The organism is uncultured Clostridium sp. (genome assembly GCF_934754925.1).
In the GTDB taxonomy this organism is placed as follows: domain Bacteria; phylum Bacillota; class Clostridia; order Clostridiales; family Clostridiaceae; genus Clostridium.
In genome coordinates, this window is sequence record NZ_CAKVJA010000003.1 from 47908 (window position 1) to 66871 (window position 18964).

Here is an 18964-nt window from a genome sequence, read left to right on the forward strand (position 1 = left end):
TAGTAGATATGAGCTAACTTTAAACTATATATCCAAAGTTAATAATTTTCCTAACTCTTTAGCCTTTTTTAAATCATCCTTTTCTATAGAATCCTTAACCGCTAATTTTCCTAAAACGTTAAATCCACAGTCTTCCATATTATTTTGCCATTTATCAATAAATTTTGTATCACGCCATCCGCATGATCCAAACAACACTAAAGGTTTATTTCTAATCTCTAATTCCTTTAAACTATTGATAAAAGGTTTCATATCTATTTCTTCTATATCATCGTTTATCATTGCTGGGCTTCCAAAAGCTACTGCATCCGATTCTAAAACATCTTTAGCAGATGCATCTGCCACATGCTTCGTTTCAACTTCTACATTTCCTATACTAGCTCCTTCACATATAGCATTTGCTATAATTTCGACATTTCCACCATTACTCCAATATATTATTGAAACTTTTTTCATTTTAGCACCTCTTCTACTTTTGTTTGGTTTATTATGTTAATTTTTCCATCAATTTCATTATATAACAGTGAATTTTTTTTTCAAGTTATTTACATCTATATTTTAAAATTTATTTTTTCTTAATACTATTCATTATTACATTTATTATTGCATCAACACCATTTTTCATTTGGCTATTGCTCATATTTTTTACAAATTCATTTTTTCTTGATTGTAATTCTGAAAGCTTTTCCATTAAATTATGCTTTTCTATCATTTCATCTTCATCTAAAACTAATGAATACCCTTCTTTAGCAAAAGATTTAGCATTTAATATTTGATCTCCTCTACTACTTTTTTTAGATAAAGGTATTAATAGTGTTGGCTTTTTTAATGCTAATAATTCAAATATTACATTGGCACCAGCTCTAGAAATTATAAAATCAGCATATTTAAGTAAATGTGGTAAATCCTCCTTAACATATTCAAACTGTTTATATCCATCTAATCCCTCTAATGATTTATCCAAATTTCCTTTTCCACATATATGAATTACATTAAAACTCTTTAATATTTCATTAATATGATATCTAACTTCATCATTTATATTCTTTGCACCTAAACTGCCGCCTATAACTAAAATTATCTCTTTATCCTGCTTAAAGTTACAAATTTCTTTTCCTCTTATTCTACTTCCCTTTAATATCTCTTCTCTTATTGGCGTACCTGTTAATTCACCTTTACCGTCTTTTATATAATTTAAACTTTCTCTAAAAGTTACACATAATTTATCACAAAATGGAGCAGATAATTTATTTGCAAGTCCTGGTGTTAAATCTGACTCATGAGATACTACTGGTATCTTTTTCATTGATGCAGCTATAACTACTGGTACAGCAACAAATCCACCTTTTGAGAAAATAACATCTGGCTTCTCTTTTGATAAAATTTTACTTGCCTGAAGAACTCCCTTCATAACTTTAAATGGGTCTGAGAAATTTTTCATATCAAAATATCTTCTTAATTTTCCTGATGAAATTGAATAATAAGGTATACCTGCATCACCTATAATTTCTTTTTCAATTCCTTCATAGCTTCCTATATACTTTATTTCAAAGTCTTTTTCCCTTAACTTTGGAACTAAAGCTAAATTTGGAGTTACATGGCCTGCTGTTCCCCCACCAGTCATTATAATCTTATACTTACTCATTAAAACACCTCATTGATTATTACTGTATCTATATTATTAATTATACTTATTAAAATAATATAGTTTTACAATTTTTTAATATTTGCCTTGAAAACTTTTATTAAGATTTTAACCAAATTTCAACTCTTAATTCTAATGCCTATTAGATATTTACCAAATTTAAGTTGTAAATAGTTAATCATCCCTATATATTCTACCACTAACCCAGCATTTTTCCACCTTTTCCTCTAATTAAATATAATATAAACTTTCTACTTGGATAAGCTATTAACATAAAGATATAGTGAGGATTACAACTCTGATTTAACTTCTAAACAATGCAGTAGCGTTGGTGAAGAAATAATTAAACGTATGGTTGAACAATATGAAAATGGATTAAAATAAAAAATTTTAAAGTAAATAATAGGATACTTTATAAAGCACCCTATTATTTATTTTATAAACTATATATAATGTATCTCTACTCCTGAAAGTCTAACATTTCCAGTTAATATTAAAGTATTATTATATACCTTATCCCCATACTTTTTATTTTGAATTCCACCTAAAAACACATTAGTTCTATTTTCAACATTCCAACTTCTTGGAATATATATTTCTAATCCTGAAAAAGATACATCTAATCTAAGAACCGCTGTATCTTCTGCCATTATTGCATTATCAAAATATATTTCAAGACCTGAATACTTGCAACTAATATTAGCACTTACAAATTTATCAGTATTTATATATTTTGTCCCCCCTGAAAAAGCTGAATAAATTTTTATATTAGATTCATCTTCAATGTTAATTTTTTTTAACTAATATAAAAGGAGACATCTCTGCCTCCATCCACTAAAAAAATTATTTTGAAATTCTATAATTACTTATAACTAATTGAACCTTTTTATTTCCATTAAACTCATTAATATCTGGCATACAAATTATATCTAAATAAAGATTATTAGATAAACCATTAAATACCTTATTATATTCAATTTCACCTAACTCATCTTTTATTGAATTTTCAAAGTCTTCTATATCTCCAAAATATATACCTTCAATATAAAGCCTTCCATCTGTTAATTTAAGCTTAAGTACATTTCTATTTTTACCTAATATTTTTGCCTCTACAACTTTTAACTTTTTCATCCCAAAGGTAGGCTTAGGATTTGCTTTACCATAAGGCTCTAATAATGATATTTGATCTATTAACTCATAATTTATTTGACTTAATGATAACCCCATATCAATTGAAACCTTAGGAATTATATCCTCATCAGTTAACGTTGTAACATTATTTAATCTATTTCTAAATTCATCTATATTCTCATTTGGTATAGACATTCCTGCTGCCATTGGATGACCGCCAAACTTACCTAATAAATCTTTGCACTTAAGTAATTCTTCAAACATATTATATTCTTCAATAGATCTTCCTGAACCTTTAGCTCCATCATGTGCTTTTGTTAAAATAATTGTAGGAAGATTATATTTTTCTCTTACTCTACCCGCAATTATCCCTGCAATACTTTCATGAACATCTTCTAAATATACAACTAATACTTTATCTTTAGCCATATTATTTTTTTCTATTATTTCAATAGCTTCTTCTAATCCTTCTTTTGTTAACTCTTGCCTTTCTTTATTTAAATCATTAAGCTTTTCTGCTAACTCTTTAGCTTCTATTTCATTATCGCTTAAAAGCATTTTTAATGCCCATTCTGCTTGTTCAAGTCTTCCTGAAGCATTTATACTTGGCCCTATAACAAATCCTAAAGAATAGACAGTTATTTCTTTATCTTCTAAACCAGTTTCTTTAAATAAAGCTCTAAGTCCTATATTACTAGTATTATTTATCCTCTTTAATCCTTCTTTAACTATTATTCTATTTTCAGAAATTAAATCAACAACATCACATACAGTTGCTATGGCTACATATTGTAGTAAATCATAAAGTTCTTCCTTATCAATATTAAACTCTTTATAAAGCCACTCTATAAATTTATATGCCACTCCAGCACCACAAATTTTATCAAATTTATAATTACAATTTTCTTGCTTAGGGTTTATTACGAAATCAGCATCTGGAACTACATATTTTCTTTCTTTATTTTCTTCAATAAAAGGTACATCATGATGATCAGTAATAATTACCTTTATCCCTAATTCCTTTGCTAACTTAACCTGCTCTATAGCGGCTATTCCATTATCACATGTTATTATTATATTAACCTTATCTTCACTAGCTTTTCTAATTATACTTTCATTTATACCATATCCCTCTTTTATTCTATCAGGAATATGAAAACTAACATTTCCACCACATTTGCTTATAGCTCTATATAATATATAAGTACTTATAACGCCATCTACATCGTAATCTCCTACTATTAGTATCTTTTCATTATTATTAATGCTATTTTTCATTAGCTCAACAGCACCGCTCATTCCTAGCATATCTAATCCATTGTATAAATTATCAATTGATGAATCTAAAAATCCCTTTGCTATATCTAAATTATATATGCCTCTATTAACTAATAGTTTTGCTACTACTTCACTAACTCCTAAATCCTGTGCTAATTTCGCAGTATTAAACTTAACATTTCTAACCATCCATTTTTCCAAAAAACCACCCCGCTTATTTAGTGATAAGTGACAAGTTTAAAGTTTCAAGTTAATGAATAAAGTCAGCTATCGCTGACTTTACTAAAAATTATATTGAAGAAACTCCATAGGGAGTTTCCTCCTTAACTTATCAATTAATACTCTTCTAACTATTAAAAAGCATTCCTTCTTTAATTTGCTCTACCTTTTCTGGTGCTACATGATTTAATATTTCAAATGCAAATGGTATTGCAGCTGCAGGTCCTCTTCCTGTAATAATATTTCCATCAACAACTACAAGCTCTTCTTTATAATTGCATCCTACTAATTGATCTTCAAAACCTGGATAACATGTTGCATTTTTACCATTAACTATTCCAAGCTTTCCAAAAGTTATTGGTCCTGCACATATAGCTGCTACAATCTTACCTTCATCATAAAATCTCTTTACAAGATCATTAACCTTTTCATCATCTCTTAAGTTTACTGCTCCTGGCATTCCACCTGGTAATACAACAACATCATAATCATAAACTTCTTCATTTAAAACTTTATCTGCTTTTATTGTTATTGAATGAGATGTAGTTACTTCTAAACTCTTCGTTCCAATAGTATTACAAGTAACACCTGCTCTTCTTAAAATATCAACTGTTGTTAATGCTTCAATAGTTTCAAAACCTTCTGCTAATAAAACTGCAACCTTCATTTTATACACCCCTTTAAATTAATTTTTAATTTATAGCTAATGGCTTTAATATAGTAGTTATGATTTTTATTAAATAATTACTAACTTAAAATTCCTAACTATATTGTACTTCTGCTATTTCATCATCTAAATTAATAACCATAATATTAGTTCCTCGTCCTGCTCTATTTTGAATTCTAATATTATTTAATTCTATTATTTTTTTATCTTTATTTTTTGTTACTAAGATAATTTCTTTATCTATATTATTATCATCTATGGCTATTTCATCCATATCATTCTTTATTGTACAAATTACACTACCTGAAATTGCTTCATCATCTTCTTTTAAACTTATTCCAGTAACACCTGATGCAATTCTTCCCATAGTGTTTACACCTTCACTTAAGAATCTTATTGCCATACCCTTCTTAGTTACAATTAATATTTCTCCATCATTTTCTTCTATACATACAGAAATAACTTCATCATTTTCATATTTTAATTTATATGCTTGGCATAAAGAGTAATTTATATCATACTCATTAAGAGAGGTCTTCTTTATCATACCCTTTTTAGTAAAGAAATAAACCATACTTCTTTCATCAAACTTCTTAATTGAATATACGTCTATTATCTTTTCTTTTTTAGAATATCCCTCAATTATATTTTCTAATGCAATTTCCTCTTTAATAACATTAGAAATTAAGAATGATGGTACTTTATACATATTACCCTTACTAGTAAACAGTAATAATGTACTTAAAGAATCTGTAGTAACTTTTAGTCTATCATTAGCTTTTGCTTTTGCAAATCCTTTTAAAGTCCCCTTTGCGGTTATTCCAACACTAAATGTCATAAATTCAAATTCATCTACGTATTCTACATTTATAATTTCGTCATTTTCAATTAAATTAAATAATTGAGTTCCTAAAATATTTCTTGGTGTATCTTCTACTTTAGGTAACTCCAAGCTAAACTTTAATCCTAATTTAGTTTTTACTTCTAAGAATTGCTTTTCTTCTTCATTATCTAGCAGTATTATATTTAATACATATTCATTGTCTTTTAATTTTAGTGCTTGAATTTTACTATAACTAGTTTGGAATTTATCTAAAGTACTCTTCTTTATTATACCTCTATTAGTTATAAATTGAACACTCTTACTTCCATCTAATACTCCAACAGAGAATGCTTCTACAATATTTTCATCTTCTAAATTTAATGTCTTAATTATTGAATCTACTCTTTCACCTTTTTCTTTCCATTTACCTTCTGGAATATTTATACCCTTAACCTGATACATATTTCCCTTATCAGTAAATAACAGAATATTTTCTGTAGTATTAGACTTAAATAAGAATTTAAGTTCATCACCTTCTCTATATTCTATATCTTCAGCTTTAGCATTTGATCTTTGATAAGTTTTTACTGGAATTCTCTTTATAAATCCATCTTTAGATAAAGTAATCATTACATCTTCAACTACAATAAGTTCATCTAAATCAATCTTAGCCTCACTATCATCCTCTACTATCATAGTTCTTCTTGGATTTCTAAATCTATCAGTTATCTCTTTTAATTCAGACTTTATAACTTTTAAAAGTTCATTTTCATGTGCTAATATTTTTCTTAATTTCTTTATAGTTTTTTCAAGTTCTGCATACTCTTTTTGGAATACCTTTATTTCAAGTCCTGTTAATCTATAAAGCATAAGTTCTAATATTGCTTCTGCTTGAATCTCTGTAAACCCAAACTTTTCGATTAAATTTATACCTGCATCTTTTTTAGATTTTGACTCTCTAATAGTTTTAATAATTTCATCTAAAACATCAATTGCTTTAATAAAACCTTCAACTATATGGAATCTTTTTTCTGCTATCATAAGTTCTTTTATAGTTCTCTTTGTAACTATATCCTTTTGATGGTTAACATAATGCATTATTATAGTCTTTAATCCCATAGTTTGTGGTTTACCATTTGCAAGTGCCACCATATTAAAACTTATATTACATTGTAAATCTGTTTTCTTAAACAAGTATTTTAATATCTTATCTGCTGTATCATAATCTGCTGCCTTTTTAAGCTCTACAACAGCTCTAATACCACTTCTATCTGATTCATCTCTAATATCAGTAATTGCTTCTAAAGCCTTTTGATGCCTCTTATCACCAGTCATTTCTGATATTGTTTGAAGTATTTTTGATTTATTTCTTCTATAAGGGAATTCAGTAATTACTATTCCATATCTTCCATTTTCAAGTTTTTCTATATTAGTTTTTGCTCTTAATGTAACTTTTCCTTCTCCAGTTTCATAAGCAGACAATAAAGAATTCTTACCTATAAGAACACCACCTGTAGGTAAATCTGGCGCCTTAATATACTCCATAAGTTCTTTAGTTGTTATTTCTGGATTATCTATATAAGCAAGTACCCCATCAGTAACTTCTCCTAGATTATGCGGTGGTATATTAGTTGCAAGTCCAACAGCAATACCAAATGTTCCATTTACTAAAAGGTTTGGATATCTTGCAGGCAGTACCTTAGGTTCCATTTCACTATCTGAATAGTTAGGAACCATCTCAACTGTCTCCTTATCTATATCTCTAAGCATTTCCATAGCTATTTTAGATAATCTAGCTTCTGTATAACGCATGGCAGCTGCTCCATCACCATCCATAGATCCAAAGTTACCATGACCATCAAATAAAGGTTCTCTAGTTGAAAAGTCTTGCGCCATAAGTACCATTGCATCATAAACTGATGAATCACCATGTGGATGGAATTTACCAAGTACATCTCCAACTATTCTTGCACTTTTATAATAAGGTCTATCAGGAAAAGCTTTTAAAAGATACGCTCCATAAAGTATTCTTCTATGAACTGGCTTTAAACCATCTCTTACATCTGGAAGAGCTCTATCCTTTGCAACCTCAACAGCATATGGAAGATAGTTGTCCGGCATAGCCTCTTCAAGGGGTATTCTTAATATATTATTATCTCTTGGAATGTCATGTCCCTTCTTAGCCATAATAAAACTCCTTTCTAATTCTAAAACTCTGCATACTTATACATATAATTTTTTCTTGGCTCAACAACATCACCCATTAAAAGCGATACCATTTTTTCTGCCTTAGCTGCATCTTCAATAGTAACTTGGAAAAGAGTTCTAGTTTCTGGATTTAAGGTAGTATCCCAAAGTTGATCTGGGTTCATTTCTCCAAGACCTTTATATCTTTGGATTAATGCTCCTTTTCCTATTTCTTTTTTAACTTTTTCTAATTCTTCATCACTATATGCATATTTTGATACTTCCTTACCTTTTACAACTTTATAAACTTTGTATAAAGGTGGTTGTGCTAAATAAAGATGACCATTTGCAATAAGTGGTCTCATATATCTATAAATATAAGTCATCCATAAAGTTCTAATATGGAATCCATCAACGTCAGCATCACTCATTATTATAATTTTATCGTACTTTAAATCTTCTTCCTTATAATTATCTAAAGTTCCAGTTCCTATAGCTGTATTAAATATTTTAAGTTCTTCAGATGCTAGTACATTTTCAAGCTTTTGCTTTTCTGTATTCATTATTTTACCCTTTGAAGGCATTATAGTCTGGAATCTTCTATCTCTAGCTTGTTTTGCTGAACCACCAGCAGAATCTCCCTCAACTACTATAAATTCATTTACAGTATTATCTTTTAATGTACATACTGCAACTTTACCAGCAAGTGGTGCTGTTCCTTTACCTATTTTTTTCTTCTCAGCTTCATTTATCTTTTTAATTTTTTCTCTTCTTTGAGCTGCAGCAAGAGCATTATTTATAAGACTTGTTGCAACTTCTTTATTATCCTCTATCCATTCACAAAGCTTAGTATATGCCAAATCATTCATCATAGTATACGCTTCTGAACTTCCAAGTTTAGTTTTTGTTTGACCTTCAAATACAGCATTAGTAATCTTAATTCTTACTATAGCTGTCATTCCTTCTCTTAAGTCATCGCCTTCAAACTCTTTATCTTTTTCTTTAATAAGCCCTAACTTCTTTGCCCATTCCTTAAAAGCTCTTGTCATACCTGTTTTAAATCCTGACTCATGAGTTCCTGCTTCCGTAGTAGGAATATTATTAACATAACTTGCAATATATTCAGTAGTTGAATCTGTAAATTGCATACAAACTTCACCATACATAGAAATATTATTTATTGATCTTTCACCTTCAAAAAGAATTGGTGTAGGATGAATAGTTGTTTTACTTTCATTTAAGTAATCTATAAAGTCAAGTAAACCTCTTTCAGAATAATATTCCTTTTTAACTTCTTCATCTTTTCTTTTATCTATAAGCTCAAGATGTATCCCTTTATTTTGGAATGCAAGCTCTTGTAATCTTTCATCTATAATATCAAATTTAAAATCTGTTGTGGAAAAAATATCTCCATCTGGCTTAAATGTAACTCTAGTTCCTGTATCTTTAGCTTTTCCCACAATCTCTAAAGATGTAACTGCAGTTCCTGGCATATCTTTTTTTAGCTCTTTATCATAGGCATATTCAAATCTTTGTTTATATATATTCCCATTTTGATGAACTTCTACTTCTAGCCATTTTGATAACGCATTAACTACTGCAGCTCCAACTCCATGAAGCCCTCCTGATGTTTTATAGTTTTTATTATCAAATTTACCACCAGTATGTAATTCGGTAAATACCATTTCAACACCTGATTTTTTCTTAATTGGATGGATACCTGTTGGTATTCCTCTACCATTATCTATAACTGTTACACTCTTATCTTTATTTATAATAATTGTGGCTTTATCTCCAAAACCATTAGATATTTCATCTATTGAGTTATCTAATATCTCCCATATACAATGATGTAATCCCTTTGTTCCTGTAGATCCTATGTACATCCCAGGTCTGACTCTAACTGGTTCAAGTTTCTCTAAAGATGTCAAATCCGTTACATCATATTTACTATTAACTTCATTATTCATATAAACCTCCAAAATTATAACCTATTCACATTTAAGTAATAATTTAGATATAATTATACAATTTCATAATATCAAAATCAAACTAATGTTCTTTATTAACGTTTCTAATTCTATCATACTTTTGTGTTTATTTAAAAGTATGTTTAAAAATACCCTTAAAATTCCTATATTATTACGGTATTTAATTATAATTAATTCAATGATTTTTATCCTTTTATTATCTAAATATTTGCTTCCTCTTCTTTCATTTTTAATAAACCTAGCTTATTTATATGTTATCCTCATTATGTGAGCTACTATCCACTTATAGAAGTGGTAGCTTCTTGGTCAATATACCAAATGGTACAAGTTTATCTAAGTTAATTTTTACTACTATTGTTGACTGTCGTCAAGTGCTGTCTATCTCACATTTTAGAATATGTAAGTATTTTTACACTAAGGTTAAATTTACAAGCTATTTTGCTTGTATTTATTGATTTTATGGATATTTTAAGTATATTCGTAAACTTAAAGTTCTAATTTTTTATAATGCAATTAAAATAAAAAATCAAATTACTTTATAATTATTTAAACTATAAAGTAATTTGATTTTTGTACTGAATCCCAATTTTCTAATCTATTAACTCTAATTAACTATACTATACCTTGTGCCATCATAGCATCAGCAACCTTCTTAAATCCTGCTATGTTAGCTCCCATTAATATATTCCCTTCTTGACCATATTCTTTTGCAGCAGCTGCTGAATTGTTATAAATATTAATCATAATATTTTTAAGCTTAGCATCTACTTCTTCAAAACTCCAAGACATTCTCATACTATTTTGAGACATTTCTAAAGCTGAGCAAGCAACTCCACCTGCATTTGCAGCCTTAGCTGGTCCAAATAACACTTTATTACTTTGGAATACTTCAATAGCTTCTAATGTACTTGGCATATTAGCACCTTCCGCTACTACCTTAGTTCCATTTTCAACTAAAATCTTAGCTGATTTTTCATCTATTTCACCTTGAGTTGCACAAGGAAGTGCTACATCGCATTTTATAGTCCAGATACCTCTGCAACCTTCAAAATATTTAGCTGAAGGAACATAATCTAAATATTCTTTGATTCTTCCCCTCTTAACTTCCTTAATGTTCTTTACAACTTCAAGATTAACTCCATTTTCATCATAAATATATCCATTTGAATCGCTTAATGCAACAACTTTAGCTCCTAATTCTGTTGCTTTTTGAGTTGCATATATAGCAACATTTCCTGAACCAGAAATTACAACAGTTTTTCCTGCTAAAGAAAGTCCATTATCTTTCATCATTTCTTCAGTAAAGTACACTAATCCATATCCTGTTGCTTCAGTTCTTGTTAAACTTCCACCATAAGATAATCCTTTTCCTGTTAAAACACCTTGATCATTAGCATTTCTAATTTTCTTATAATATCCATACATATATCCAATTTCTCTACCACCAACACCAATATCTCCTGCTGGTACGTCTGTGTCTAACCCTATATGCTTACATAATTCAGCCATAAAACTTTGACAGAATCTCATTACTTCTCTATCTGATTTTCCTTTTGGATCAAAATCTGAACCACCTTTTCCCCCACCAATAGGTAGTCCTGTTAATGAATTCTTAAATATTTGCTCAAATCCTAAAAATTTAATTATGCTTGAATTAACTGTTGGATGGAATCTTAATCCACCTTTATAAGGACCTATAGCACTGTTAAATTGAATTCTATATCCTCTATTAACCTGAACTCTTCCTTTATCATCTACCCAAGGAACTCTAAACATGATTTGTCTCTCAGGCTCTACAATTCTCTCTAACAATCCCTCTTCAATATACTCTGGATGTTTATCGAATACTGGAATTAAAGAAGTTGCTACTTCCTTTACAGCATCTAAAAACTCCCTTTCATTTTCATTTCTCTTTTCTACTTGTTCTAAAACATTTAAAACATACTCTTTTCCTGTCATAAGTTTTCCCCCTTATCTTTATTACTATTTTATTCCTAGGATGTTTTATATATAAGTTTATTCTATTACAGCCCTTATATAAGTAAATTCCTAATAAGTTATTTATTAACATCCTAACCCTACTTAATATATTAATACTATTTTTGTAATTTTAAAAGCTAATTTTAAAAAACAAAAAAGTTATATTAATTTTTAACTACTTTCTATTAACTTAATAAAAGTAATTTATAATCAACATAACCTTTATACTATTATTATTTATTTATAATATTATTATTTTCTATTAATTCATTTATTAATAAAAATATATTTTTTGTAGAATCATTTTTATCAAAAGATTTGCAAGCTTCCTTCATATCCTCTAGTTTTTCACCGTCTTTTAATAATTCTACAATAGCTTCTCTACAGCTATTTCCATCTTTAATTCTTACAGCCATATTATGCTTTAATAAAAACTCTGCATTTTCTTCCTCTTGCCCTGGAATCGCATCAAAAACTGCCATTGGAATATTACAAGCTAATGCTTCTGTAACTGTTAATCCTCCTGGTTTTGTAATTATTATGTCTGATGCTTGCATAAATTTATTAATTTCATCTGTAAAATATATAAGCTTTGTTTTTTTAGGGCTATTACCTATTACTTCTTCAAAATGCTTATATAGCTTTTGATTTCTTCCTGTAACTAATATTATTTGAAAATCTAAATCTATATCGATTATATTTTCATAAACCTCAAAAACATTTGATACTCCAAAACTTCCTGCCATCATTAATATTGTTGGTAAGTTTTTATTAAGACCTAATTCTTCAATTACTAATTGTTTTTCTTTCTCTTCAAAAAACACTTCATCTACAGGTATTCCATAAGGATAAATACATCTTGCATCTACTCCCTCTGAAGCCATTTTAGCAACCATATCATCATTAGCCACAATATATGCATCTACCTTATCATTTATCCATGCCTTATGTGGTGCATAATCAGTCATTATACATATTAATGGTATATTTATTTCTCTTTTAGACTTTAATCTTGATACCATTTCAGTTGGAAATGGATGTGTTGTTATAATAACGTCTGGCTTAAAATCATCTATTAACGGTAATAACTTATTTGCAAATATATTGTTAAGTCTAGTTACAAAGTTAGCTAACTTATGATCCTTATTAGTTAAATCATATAGCTTTCCATATAATCTAGGAGTCTTAGTAGCTAAATAAACATATCCACTTGTTACTGTTTTATTTAATATTGGACTTATATACAATAAACTATCTACTATTTTAACATTTATATCTTTATTTTTTTGGGTCATATAACCCTCTATCGCTTTAGATGCCCTCATATGTCCGCCACCAGTCGATGCTGACAAAATAAGAATATTCATTTAAGGTCCCCCTAACAATATAATTTCTATAATCAATTTACTATTATATCACATAATTTTAAATATTAAAAAACCATTCTCCCTAAAAAAGAAACTACAGTTATACCACAAGTAAATCCTAAAAGCATTCCAAAAATTACATCCGTTGGATAATGTACTTTTAAATATACTCTTGAAAATGCAATTAATGTTGCAATTGGACTTACTATTAATCCTAACTTCCCATTCATTTGTAAAAATACTGCTAAAGCAGCAAAGGATGATGCTGTATGCCCTGATGGAAAAGAGTATGTTATAGGTTTATTTATCAATAACTTTTCTTCTTTATCTTGAAATGGTCTGCTTCTTCTAACTATATGTTTTATTATTCCTTCACCAATTATTGTAGTTAGTGCCACTGCTAAAATAACACCTATACCAATAATTCTATATTCAACCTTTAAGAACATTAAACTTGATATAACAAACCATATTACTCCTAAATTCCCCATCATAGTTATAATTGGCATCATTTTATCAAATGTTCTATTTTGACATTTTTCACTTATGTACTTTAAGCCCTTATTATCTATTGTTTTAAAAAAATTAAACATTCTCCACTCTCCTATTTTTATTTTTCCATCTTTAGTATTTTGCATACTCTATCTTTTCTTTCATTATACTCTTAATTATATAACAATTTTATTATAGAAACTTAATTCTTTATTAACATTTATCTACTATTTTCTTAATATTTTCTTAAAACCATAAAAAATAAGTAGAAATAGTAATACTATTTCTACTTATTTTTACTTTCATTTATTTGTTTATTTATATTTTCAATAAATTTTATTTTTTTTCCTTTTATATAATATAAGTAAATAGGAACATTAGCAACTATCCCCATAATGGTTCCGCATATTATATCCCACATAGTGTCATGCAAACTATTATTTTGAGATGCAAATCCTAGCAATTGATCAGTTGAAAATTCCCATATTTCCCACACTGCAGCACCTGCTATGGAAAATATTATAGAAAATAACATAGGCATATATCTTTTAAATGAATTATCTATATTTCCATTACTTACGTGTAAAAATAATATATATCCTATCAATCCAATAATAAGTCCTGATAATAAATGCAATATTTTATCATACATAGGAATAATTATATAAAAATCAAATACATTTCCTAAATACATTGCCCCAATAATAAAAGAATAAATCAAATAAAAACTTATTCTTGCTTTTCTTAAAAAGGTTTTTTTATAAACAAAATACATTATCCATAAAGTAGCTGCCATTAATCCTATTCTAAAAAGCTTTTCTCCACCCCTAAAAATAAAATCATATATTGCTGTAACAACTAATAATACCATTGATATTAAATTTAATCTTAAAGCCTTATCCTCTAATAAATTCATCAACATACTCCTTTATAAATTACCATATTTTTTATCTTTTACTGCTAAAGCGGAAATACATCCAAATATTAACCCACCAATATGAGCACCATTATCTATATTACTTAGTGTAACTCCTATAAATATATTTATGAGTAAAACTTTAAATAAGTTTATTATATATGCTTTTCCAATTTTATTTTTATGTCTTATTCCAAAAATAATCATAGCTCCTAAAAGTCCAAATATTGCTCCTGATGCTCCTACACTTATTGAATTAGCATTAAATAAATAACTAAATATACTGCCCCCTAAAGCTGAAATTAAATATATAACTATATATTTAATTTTTCCATATACATATTCTACTTCTGATCCAATAATTTTAAGTGCATACATATTAAATGCTATATGTGCTAGTCCACCATGTAAAAATGTACATGTTATTAACCTCCAAGGCTGTCCATTATTAATTAAAACATTTACCTTAGCACCTAATTCTATAAGTGTATATGAATTAATATTATATATACTTTTAGATAAAAAAGCTGTAATTATAAAAATTAAAATATTTACACATATTAATATATACGTAACTAGGCTTTCTTTGTATTTTACTTTAAAATTACTTGTCTTTTGCTTTTCCATACTATAATTAAGTATAGAAACAAGTGGTTTACAGCTATTATCGCTGTAAACTACTTGCTTTTCTTTTTCTGAATAAATTAATTTATTATAACTTTGCTGAATTAATGATTCATAGCTTTCTTCTGTACATATAACTATATTTAGGGATATTTTTTTAGAATATACCTTTTCTAAAAAACTCATTGCTTCATAATATATAAAATTTTCTTCATTATTTTTACATACTACTACAGCATAAATAAAATCTTCATTTTCCATTATAGCTATCCATTTATTCTCTTTTAAAGTTTCACTATAATAATCCTTTATATAAAACCCAGCTTGCTTTGTTAGCTCACTAAATAAAGTATTTTCTACTTTGTTCATAATTAAATTTCTTTCTCTAACATATCTAATAATTCATTAAATCTATCAATAGTTGCTTCTAATGGCTTAGATGTTGTCATATCTACTCCTGCTTTCTTTAAAATTTCTATTGGATAATCACTTCCGCCACTCTTTAAGAATCCAACATATTTTTCAACTGCATTAGGTTGTTTGTCTAATATACTCTTAGCAAATGCAGATGCAGCTGCATATCCTGTTGCATATTGATATACATAGAAGTCACTATAGAAATGTGGTATTCTTGACCATTCAACATCAATTTCAGAATCAACTACCATTTCTGGTCCAAAGTATTTAACATTTAATTCATGCCATTTTGCATTATAGTCCTTTGCTGTTAATGGAATACCTTTTTCAAAGCTTTCATGTGTATAAAGTTCAAACTCTGCAAACATTAATTGTCTAAATACAGTTGTTCTTATTTGTTCCAATTCTTGATTTATTAAGTATAGCTTTTTCTTTTTATCAGTTTCTTTGTTTATTAAATGATGAATTAGTAATGCTTCATTAGTAGTTGAAGCAACTTCTGCACAGAATAATGTATAACCTGCATAATAGTAACTTTGTTCTTTTCTTGAATAATAAGAATGAATTGAGTGACCCATTTCATGAACTAAAGTTGATACATCATTAAGTTCATAATTATAATTTAATAAAACATAAGGTTTAGTATCATATCCACCCCATGAATATGCCCCACCACGTTTTCCCTTATTAATATATTTATCTATCCATCCACCGTTAATTCCTTCTTGGAATATATCTAAATATTCTTCCCCTAAAGGTTGTAAGCCTTCAACTGCCATTTTTACTGCATCATCAAACTCTACTCTCTCTTTAGGAATTTCAATTACTGGCACATATAAATCATACATATGCATTTCATCAAGTCCTAATAGCTTTTTCTTTAAGCCTACATATCTATGAAGTGATGAAAGATTATCATCTATAGTTTTTATAGCATTAGTATAAACTTCTAAAGGAATATCATTTGGTTTTAATGATGCTTCTAATGCACTATTATAATTTCTTACTTTAGCTCCAAAATTAAATACTTTTATTGAACTAGAAAGAGTTGTTGCTAATGTATTTTCAAAAGCTTTATATTCTTTGAATAATCCCTTAAATGCTTCTTTTCTAACTTCTCTATCCTTTGATTTAATAAATGAAGAATAGTTTCCTTCTGTTAACTCAACTTCTTCTCCATCTTCATCTTTAATATTACCGAACTTCATATCAGCATTTGTCATAATATTATGTATAGATGATGGTGCATCTAAACAATCTGAAGCTGCAGCAAGTAACTCTTCTTCTTTTTTATCTAATACGTGTGGTTTTTCCTTTAATATATTTTCTAATAAGAATTTATATGGCTCAAGTTCTTTTAATTCTTCCATTTGTTTTTCTATTGTCCCATCAGGAAGAGATAAAATTTCTGGTACCACATAAGCTGTATAAGTAGCATATTCAGCCATATAAGCATCAATTTTATTCATCATTGCTTGATACTTTGTATTACTTGTATCTTCATCACATCTTAAATGTGCATAAACATAAATTTTTTCTGCCTTTCTTGATACCTTTTCATTTACTTCAAAATATCTTATTAAAGTTTTTCCATCTCCAAGTTTTCCTTCAAACTCTTTAAGTTTTGGTGCTTCTTCTTGTAATTCTTTATATTCTTTTTCCCAAACTTCGTCACTAGAGTATATTTCATTAATACTCCATTTATCTTGCTCTTGTATTTCCTCTCTTTTCTTTAAAACCTTACTTTCCATAGCCCACCTTCAGCCTATCTCTATAGGCATCTCCTTTCTATTTTATTGATACTCTTCTTCTTTACCTTTAATATCATTAAAGGCTTTTTCCATAGCTTCTTCTATTAACTCTATAGAAAGAGATAACTTTTCTTCAATGTATTCATGATCATCCTTATATTTAAAATTAATTAAAAACGTTGGATTATACTCATCATCAACTTCTTCAATTTCAAACCCTTCATTTTCAAATAATTCCATATTAAATACATCATATATTGCAGAGTATTCCCATTCTTCAACATCTTTATTTGTATCAAATTTTATATAAACATTATCTCCTTTAACATAAAAACCTTTTATATGTTCTGCTCCTTCTGAAACCTTATAACTTCCAAGTTCCTTGGTTACAAATCCTGTTTCATTATCTCTTTCCATTAATATTAAGCTTGAATAATCCATAATAATATTCTCCTTTTCGTCTTATCACTATCTGTATTTTTCTATTCATAAACTGAATTTCATCTTATGAATTTAATGTTAGCAAATAAAATTATAAATTCTTTATTATTTTGCTAAAAATATTTATTTAAATTTATTAAAAATTCACACTCTATATTAAAGAATGTTTTATCTTAATTATATTGTTAGTATTCCAAATATACAATATTTTCTTTACTTATTTACACAATATGGTAATATATAATTATAAAATAATAGCATTAATTTCTTTATGGAGGTTAACATATGAGCACTGTTTCTGTAATAAAAAAAGAAAATTTAATTAAAATAAATCATAAAAAAAAGAAAATACAAAGAAATAGAAAAATTATTGCAACATGTATTTTATTGTTAACATTATTTATTATAGGAACCTCCATAAAAAATATGTATGTATCTTCTAAATGTTCTAATCTTATTTATTCAGTTGACTATTATTTTACTCACTGGAAAGATAAATCTCTTAGATTAATAGAAGTAGAATCTATGTCTGTAATATCAAATACTGACAACAAAATAGAAATTGAGGCCTATGGTTTTGCATATAAGAAACCCTATAAAAAAACTTATTTAATAGGAACTTTTAGTGAAGATGATAAAGGTCGTTGGCATATGGAATCAGTTAAAATTAAGGAGGAAAATTCTAATATAAAATCAGAATACAGTTCTCCATCACAATAAAAATATGCGCATCCATAAAACGATGCGCATATTATCGCTAAGACTCTAATAAATTATCAAATTCTCTACTTACATTCCAAGTATGATAATTATTTCCTTCCTTTGAGTGATTTTCTATAAAATCTTGTAAATCAACTTCAACTTCAGTATATTCATCTAATTCTAATTTTACAGTATCATCTTCAGTAAATTCAATTTTAGTAATTTCTCCTTGTTCTATTTCTTCACTACCATAGTGAAAAATTACTCCTAACTCTACTAATGTATCAAAACTTTCTTTTAATTCTTCAACTTTATCTTTTGTCATTCCTTTTT

16 protein-coding genes and 1 pseudogene are annotated in these 18964 nt (G+C 27.8%); 2 read left to right on the forward strand and 15 right to left on the reverse strand.

Annotated elements, in window-relative coordinates:
* Positions 1 to 24 precede the first annotated feature (24 nt).
* Both Q0G30_RS02705 and Q0G30_RS02710 read right to left on the reverse strand, forming a co-directional pair.
* Positions 25 to 456, reverse strand: coding sequence for a flavodoxin domain-containing protein (locus Q0G30_RS02705; RefSeq protein WP_294386160.1), 432 nt, complete (start codon positions 454 to 456; stop codon positions 25 to 27).
* Between the two features lie 109 nt (positions 457 to 565).
* On the reverse strand, positions 566 to 1645 hold the full coding sequence (locus Q0G30_RS02710; protein ID WP_294386163.1) for an undecaprenyldiphospho-muramoylpentapeptide beta-N-acetylglucosaminyltransferase: 1080 nt from the start codon (positions 1643 to 1645) through the stop codon (positions 566 to 568).
* Between the two features lie 288 nt (positions 1646 to 1933).
* On the opposite strand from Q0G30_RS02710, the pseudogene Q0G30_RS02715 reads away from it, so the two are divergent.
* Positions 1934 to 2029, forward strand: a pseudogene (locus Q0G30_RS02715) (small, acid-soluble spore protein, alpha/beta type); the annotation flags it as partial.
* A gap of 59 nt (positions 2030 to 2088) precedes the next feature.
* On the opposite strand, the gene Q0G30_RS02720 reads toward Q0G30_RS02715, so the two are convergent.
* From Q0G30_RS02720 to Q0G30_RS02775, 12 genes are all read right to left on the reverse strand, one after another.
* Positions 2089 to 2295 (reverse strand): hypothetical protein, encoded by a 207-nt coding sequence (locus tag Q0G30_RS02720; protein WP_294386166.1) that lies wholly within the window; start codon positions 2293 to 2295, stop codon positions 2089 to 2091.
* Positions 2296 to 2488: 193 nt separating this feature from the next.
* Positions 2489 to 4243, reverse strand: a complete 1755-nt coding sequence (recJ, locus tag Q0G30_RS02725; protein WP_294386292.1) for a single-stranded-DNA-specific exonuclease RecJ — start codon at positions 4241 to 4243, stop codon at positions 2489 to 2491.
* A 157-nt stretch (positions 4244 to 4400) separates the two neighbouring features.
* On the reverse strand, positions 4401 to 4940 hold the full coding sequence (locus Q0G30_RS02730) for a DJ-1 family glyoxalase III (protein ID WP_294386170.1): 540 nt from the start codon (positions 4938 to 4940) through the stop codon (positions 4401 to 4403).
* A 94-nt stretch (positions 4941 to 5034) separates the two neighbouring features.
* Entirely contained in the window at positions 5035 to 7950 is a 2916-nt protein-coding gene (locus tag Q0G30_RS02735) for a DNA topoisomerase IV subunit A (RefSeq protein ID WP_294386173.1), read from the reverse strand.
* 20 nt (positions 7951 to 7970) lie between these two features.
* Positions 7971 to 9920, reverse strand: a complete 1950-nt coding sequence (locus tag Q0G30_RS02740; protein WP_294386174.1) for a DNA topoisomerase IV subunit B — start codon at positions 9918 to 9920, stop codon at positions 7971 to 7973.
* A gap of 633 nt (positions 9921 to 10553) precedes the next feature.
* The gene (gdhA, locus tag Q0G30_RS02745; RefSeq protein WP_294386176.1) at positions 10554 to 11900 is read right to left on the reverse strand and encodes an NADP-specific glutamate dehydrogenase; all 1347 of its coding nucleotides are present in this window, start codon (positions 11898 to 11900) and stop codon (positions 10554 to 10556) included.
* Positions 11901 to 12154: 254 nt separating this feature from the next.
* A complete protein-coding gene (locus tag Q0G30_RS02750; protein WP_294386178.1) occupies positions 12155 to 13288 on the reverse strand; it encodes a glycosyltransferase in 1134 nt (377 codons plus the stop codon).
* 65 nt (positions 13289 to 13353) lie between these two features.
* Complete coding sequence (locus Q0G30_RS02755) at positions 13354 to 13881, reverse strand: phosphatase PAP2 family protein (protein ID WP_294386181.1); 528 nt, start codon at positions 13879 to 13881, stop codon at positions 13354 to 13356.
* A gap of 185 nt (positions 13882 to 14066) precedes the next feature.
* Complete coding sequence (locus Q0G30_RS02760) at positions 14067 to 14696, reverse strand: hypothetical protein (protein ID WP_294386184.1); 630 nt, start codon at positions 14694 to 14696, stop codon at positions 14067 to 14069.
* Between the two features lie 12 nt (positions 14697 to 14708).
* The gene (locus tag Q0G30_RS02765; protein WP_294386187.1) at positions 14709 to 15689 is read right to left on the reverse strand and encodes a rhomboid family intramembrane serine protease; all 981 of its coding nucleotides are present in this window, start codon (positions 15687 to 15689) and stop codon (positions 14709 to 14711) included.
* A 2-nt stretch (positions 15690 to 15691) separates the two neighbouring features.
* Positions 15692 to 17488 carry an oligoendopeptidase F gene (gene pepF, locus Q0G30_RS02770; protein WP_294386189.1) on the reverse strand — a complete coding sequence of 599 codons (1797 nt, stop codon included), beginning with the start codon at positions 17486 to 17488 and terminating at the stop codon, positions 15692 to 15694.
* Positions 17489 to 17530: 42 nt separating this feature from the next.
* Positions 17531 to 17929 carry a DUF6762 family protein gene (locus Q0G30_RS02775; protein WP_294386192.1) on the reverse strand — a complete coding sequence of 133 codons (399 nt, stop codon included), beginning with the start codon at positions 17927 to 17929 and terminating at the stop codon, positions 17531 to 17533.
* 285 nt (positions 17930 to 18214) lie between these two features.
* On the opposite strand from Q0G30_RS02775, the gene Q0G30_RS02780 reads away from it, so the two are divergent.
* Positions 18215 to 18649: a hypothetical protein gene (locus Q0G30_RS02780; protein ID WP_294386194.1), complete on the forward strand. Its 435-nt coding sequence runs from the start codon at positions 18215 to 18217 to the stop codon at positions 18647 to 18649.
* A gap of 37 nt (positions 18650 to 18686) precedes the next feature.
* Here the strand turns inward: Q0G30_RS02780 and Q0G30_RS02785 are convergent, their stop codons facing one another.
* A complete protein-coding gene (locus tag Q0G30_RS02785) occupies positions 18687 to 18956 on the reverse strand; it encodes a hypothetical protein (RefSeq protein WP_294386196.1) in 270 nt (89 codons plus the stop codon).
* Between the last annotated feature and the right edge of the window lie 8 nt (positions 18957 to 18964).

What these genes read in the sequence shown, in the direction of transcription:
- Q0G30_RS02775 (WP_294386192.1), bottom strand. Translation starts at nt 17,929, where the DNA reads ATGGATTATTCAAGCTTAATATTAATGGAAAGAGATAATGAAACAGGA.
- Q0G30_RS02765 (WP_294386187.1), bottom strand. Translation starts at nt 15,689, where the DNA reads ATGAACAAAGTAGAAAATACTTTATTTAGTGAGCTAACAAAGCAAGCT.
- Q0G30_RS02780 (WP_294386194.1), top strand. Translation starts at nt 18,215, where the DNA reads ATGAGCACTGTTTCTGTAATAAAAAAAGAAAATTTAATTAAAATAAAT.
- Q0G30_RS02730 (WP_294386170.1), bottom strand. Translation starts at nt 4,940, where the DNA reads ATGAAGGTTGCAGTTTTATTAGCAGAAGGTTTTGAAACTATTGAAGCA.
- Q0G30_RS02755 (WP_294386181.1), bottom strand. Translation starts at nt 13,881, where the DNA reads ATGTTTAATTTTTTTAAAACAATAGATAATAAGGGCTTAAAGTACATA.
- recJ (WP_294386292.1), bottom strand. Translation starts at nt 4,243, where the DNA reads ATGGTTAGAAATGTTAAGTTTAATACTGCGAAATTAGCACAGGATTTA.
- Q0G30_RS02785 (WP_294386196.1), bottom strand. Translation starts at nt 18,956, where the DNA reads ATGACAAAAGATAAAGTTGAAGAATTAAAAGAAAGTTTTGATACATTA.
- Q0G30_RS02720 (WP_294386166.1), bottom strand. Translation starts at nt 2,295, where the DNA reads ATGGCAGAAGATACAGCGGTTCTTAGATTAGATGTATCTTTTTCAGGA.
- Q0G30_RS02750 (WP_294386178.1), bottom strand. Translation starts at nt 13,288, where the DNA reads ATGAATATTCTTATTTTGTCAGCATCGACTGGTGGCGGACATATGAGG.
- Q0G30_RS02740 (WP_294386174.1), bottom strand. Translation starts at nt 9,920, where the DNA reads ATGAATAATGAAGTTAATAGTAAATATGATGTAACGGATTTGACATCT.
- pepF (WP_294386189.1), bottom strand. Translation starts at nt 17,488, where the DNA reads ATGGAAAGTAAGGTTTTAAAGAAAAGAGAGGAAATACAAGAGCAAGAT.
- Q0G30_RS02710 (WP_294386163.1), bottom strand. Translation starts at nt 1,645, where the DNA reads ATGAGTAAGTATAAGATTATAATGACTGGTGGGGGAACAGCAGGCCAT.
- Q0G30_RS02760 (WP_294386184.1), bottom strand. Translation starts at nt 14,696, where the DNA reads ATGAATTTATTAGAGGATAAGGCTTTAAGATTAAATTTAATATCAATG.
- Q0G30_RS02705 (WP_294386160.1), bottom strand. Translation starts at nt 456, where the DNA reads ATGAAAAAAGTTTCAATAATATATTGGAGTAATGGTGGAAATGTCGAA.
- gdhA (WP_294386176.1), bottom strand. Translation starts at nt 11,900, where the DNA reads ATGACAGGAAAAGAGTATGTTTTAAATGTTTTAGAACAAGTAGAAAAG.
- Q0G30_RS02735 (WP_294386173.1), bottom strand. Translation starts at nt 7,950, where the DNA reads ATGGCTAAGAAGGGACATGACATTCCAAGAGATAATAATATATTAAGA.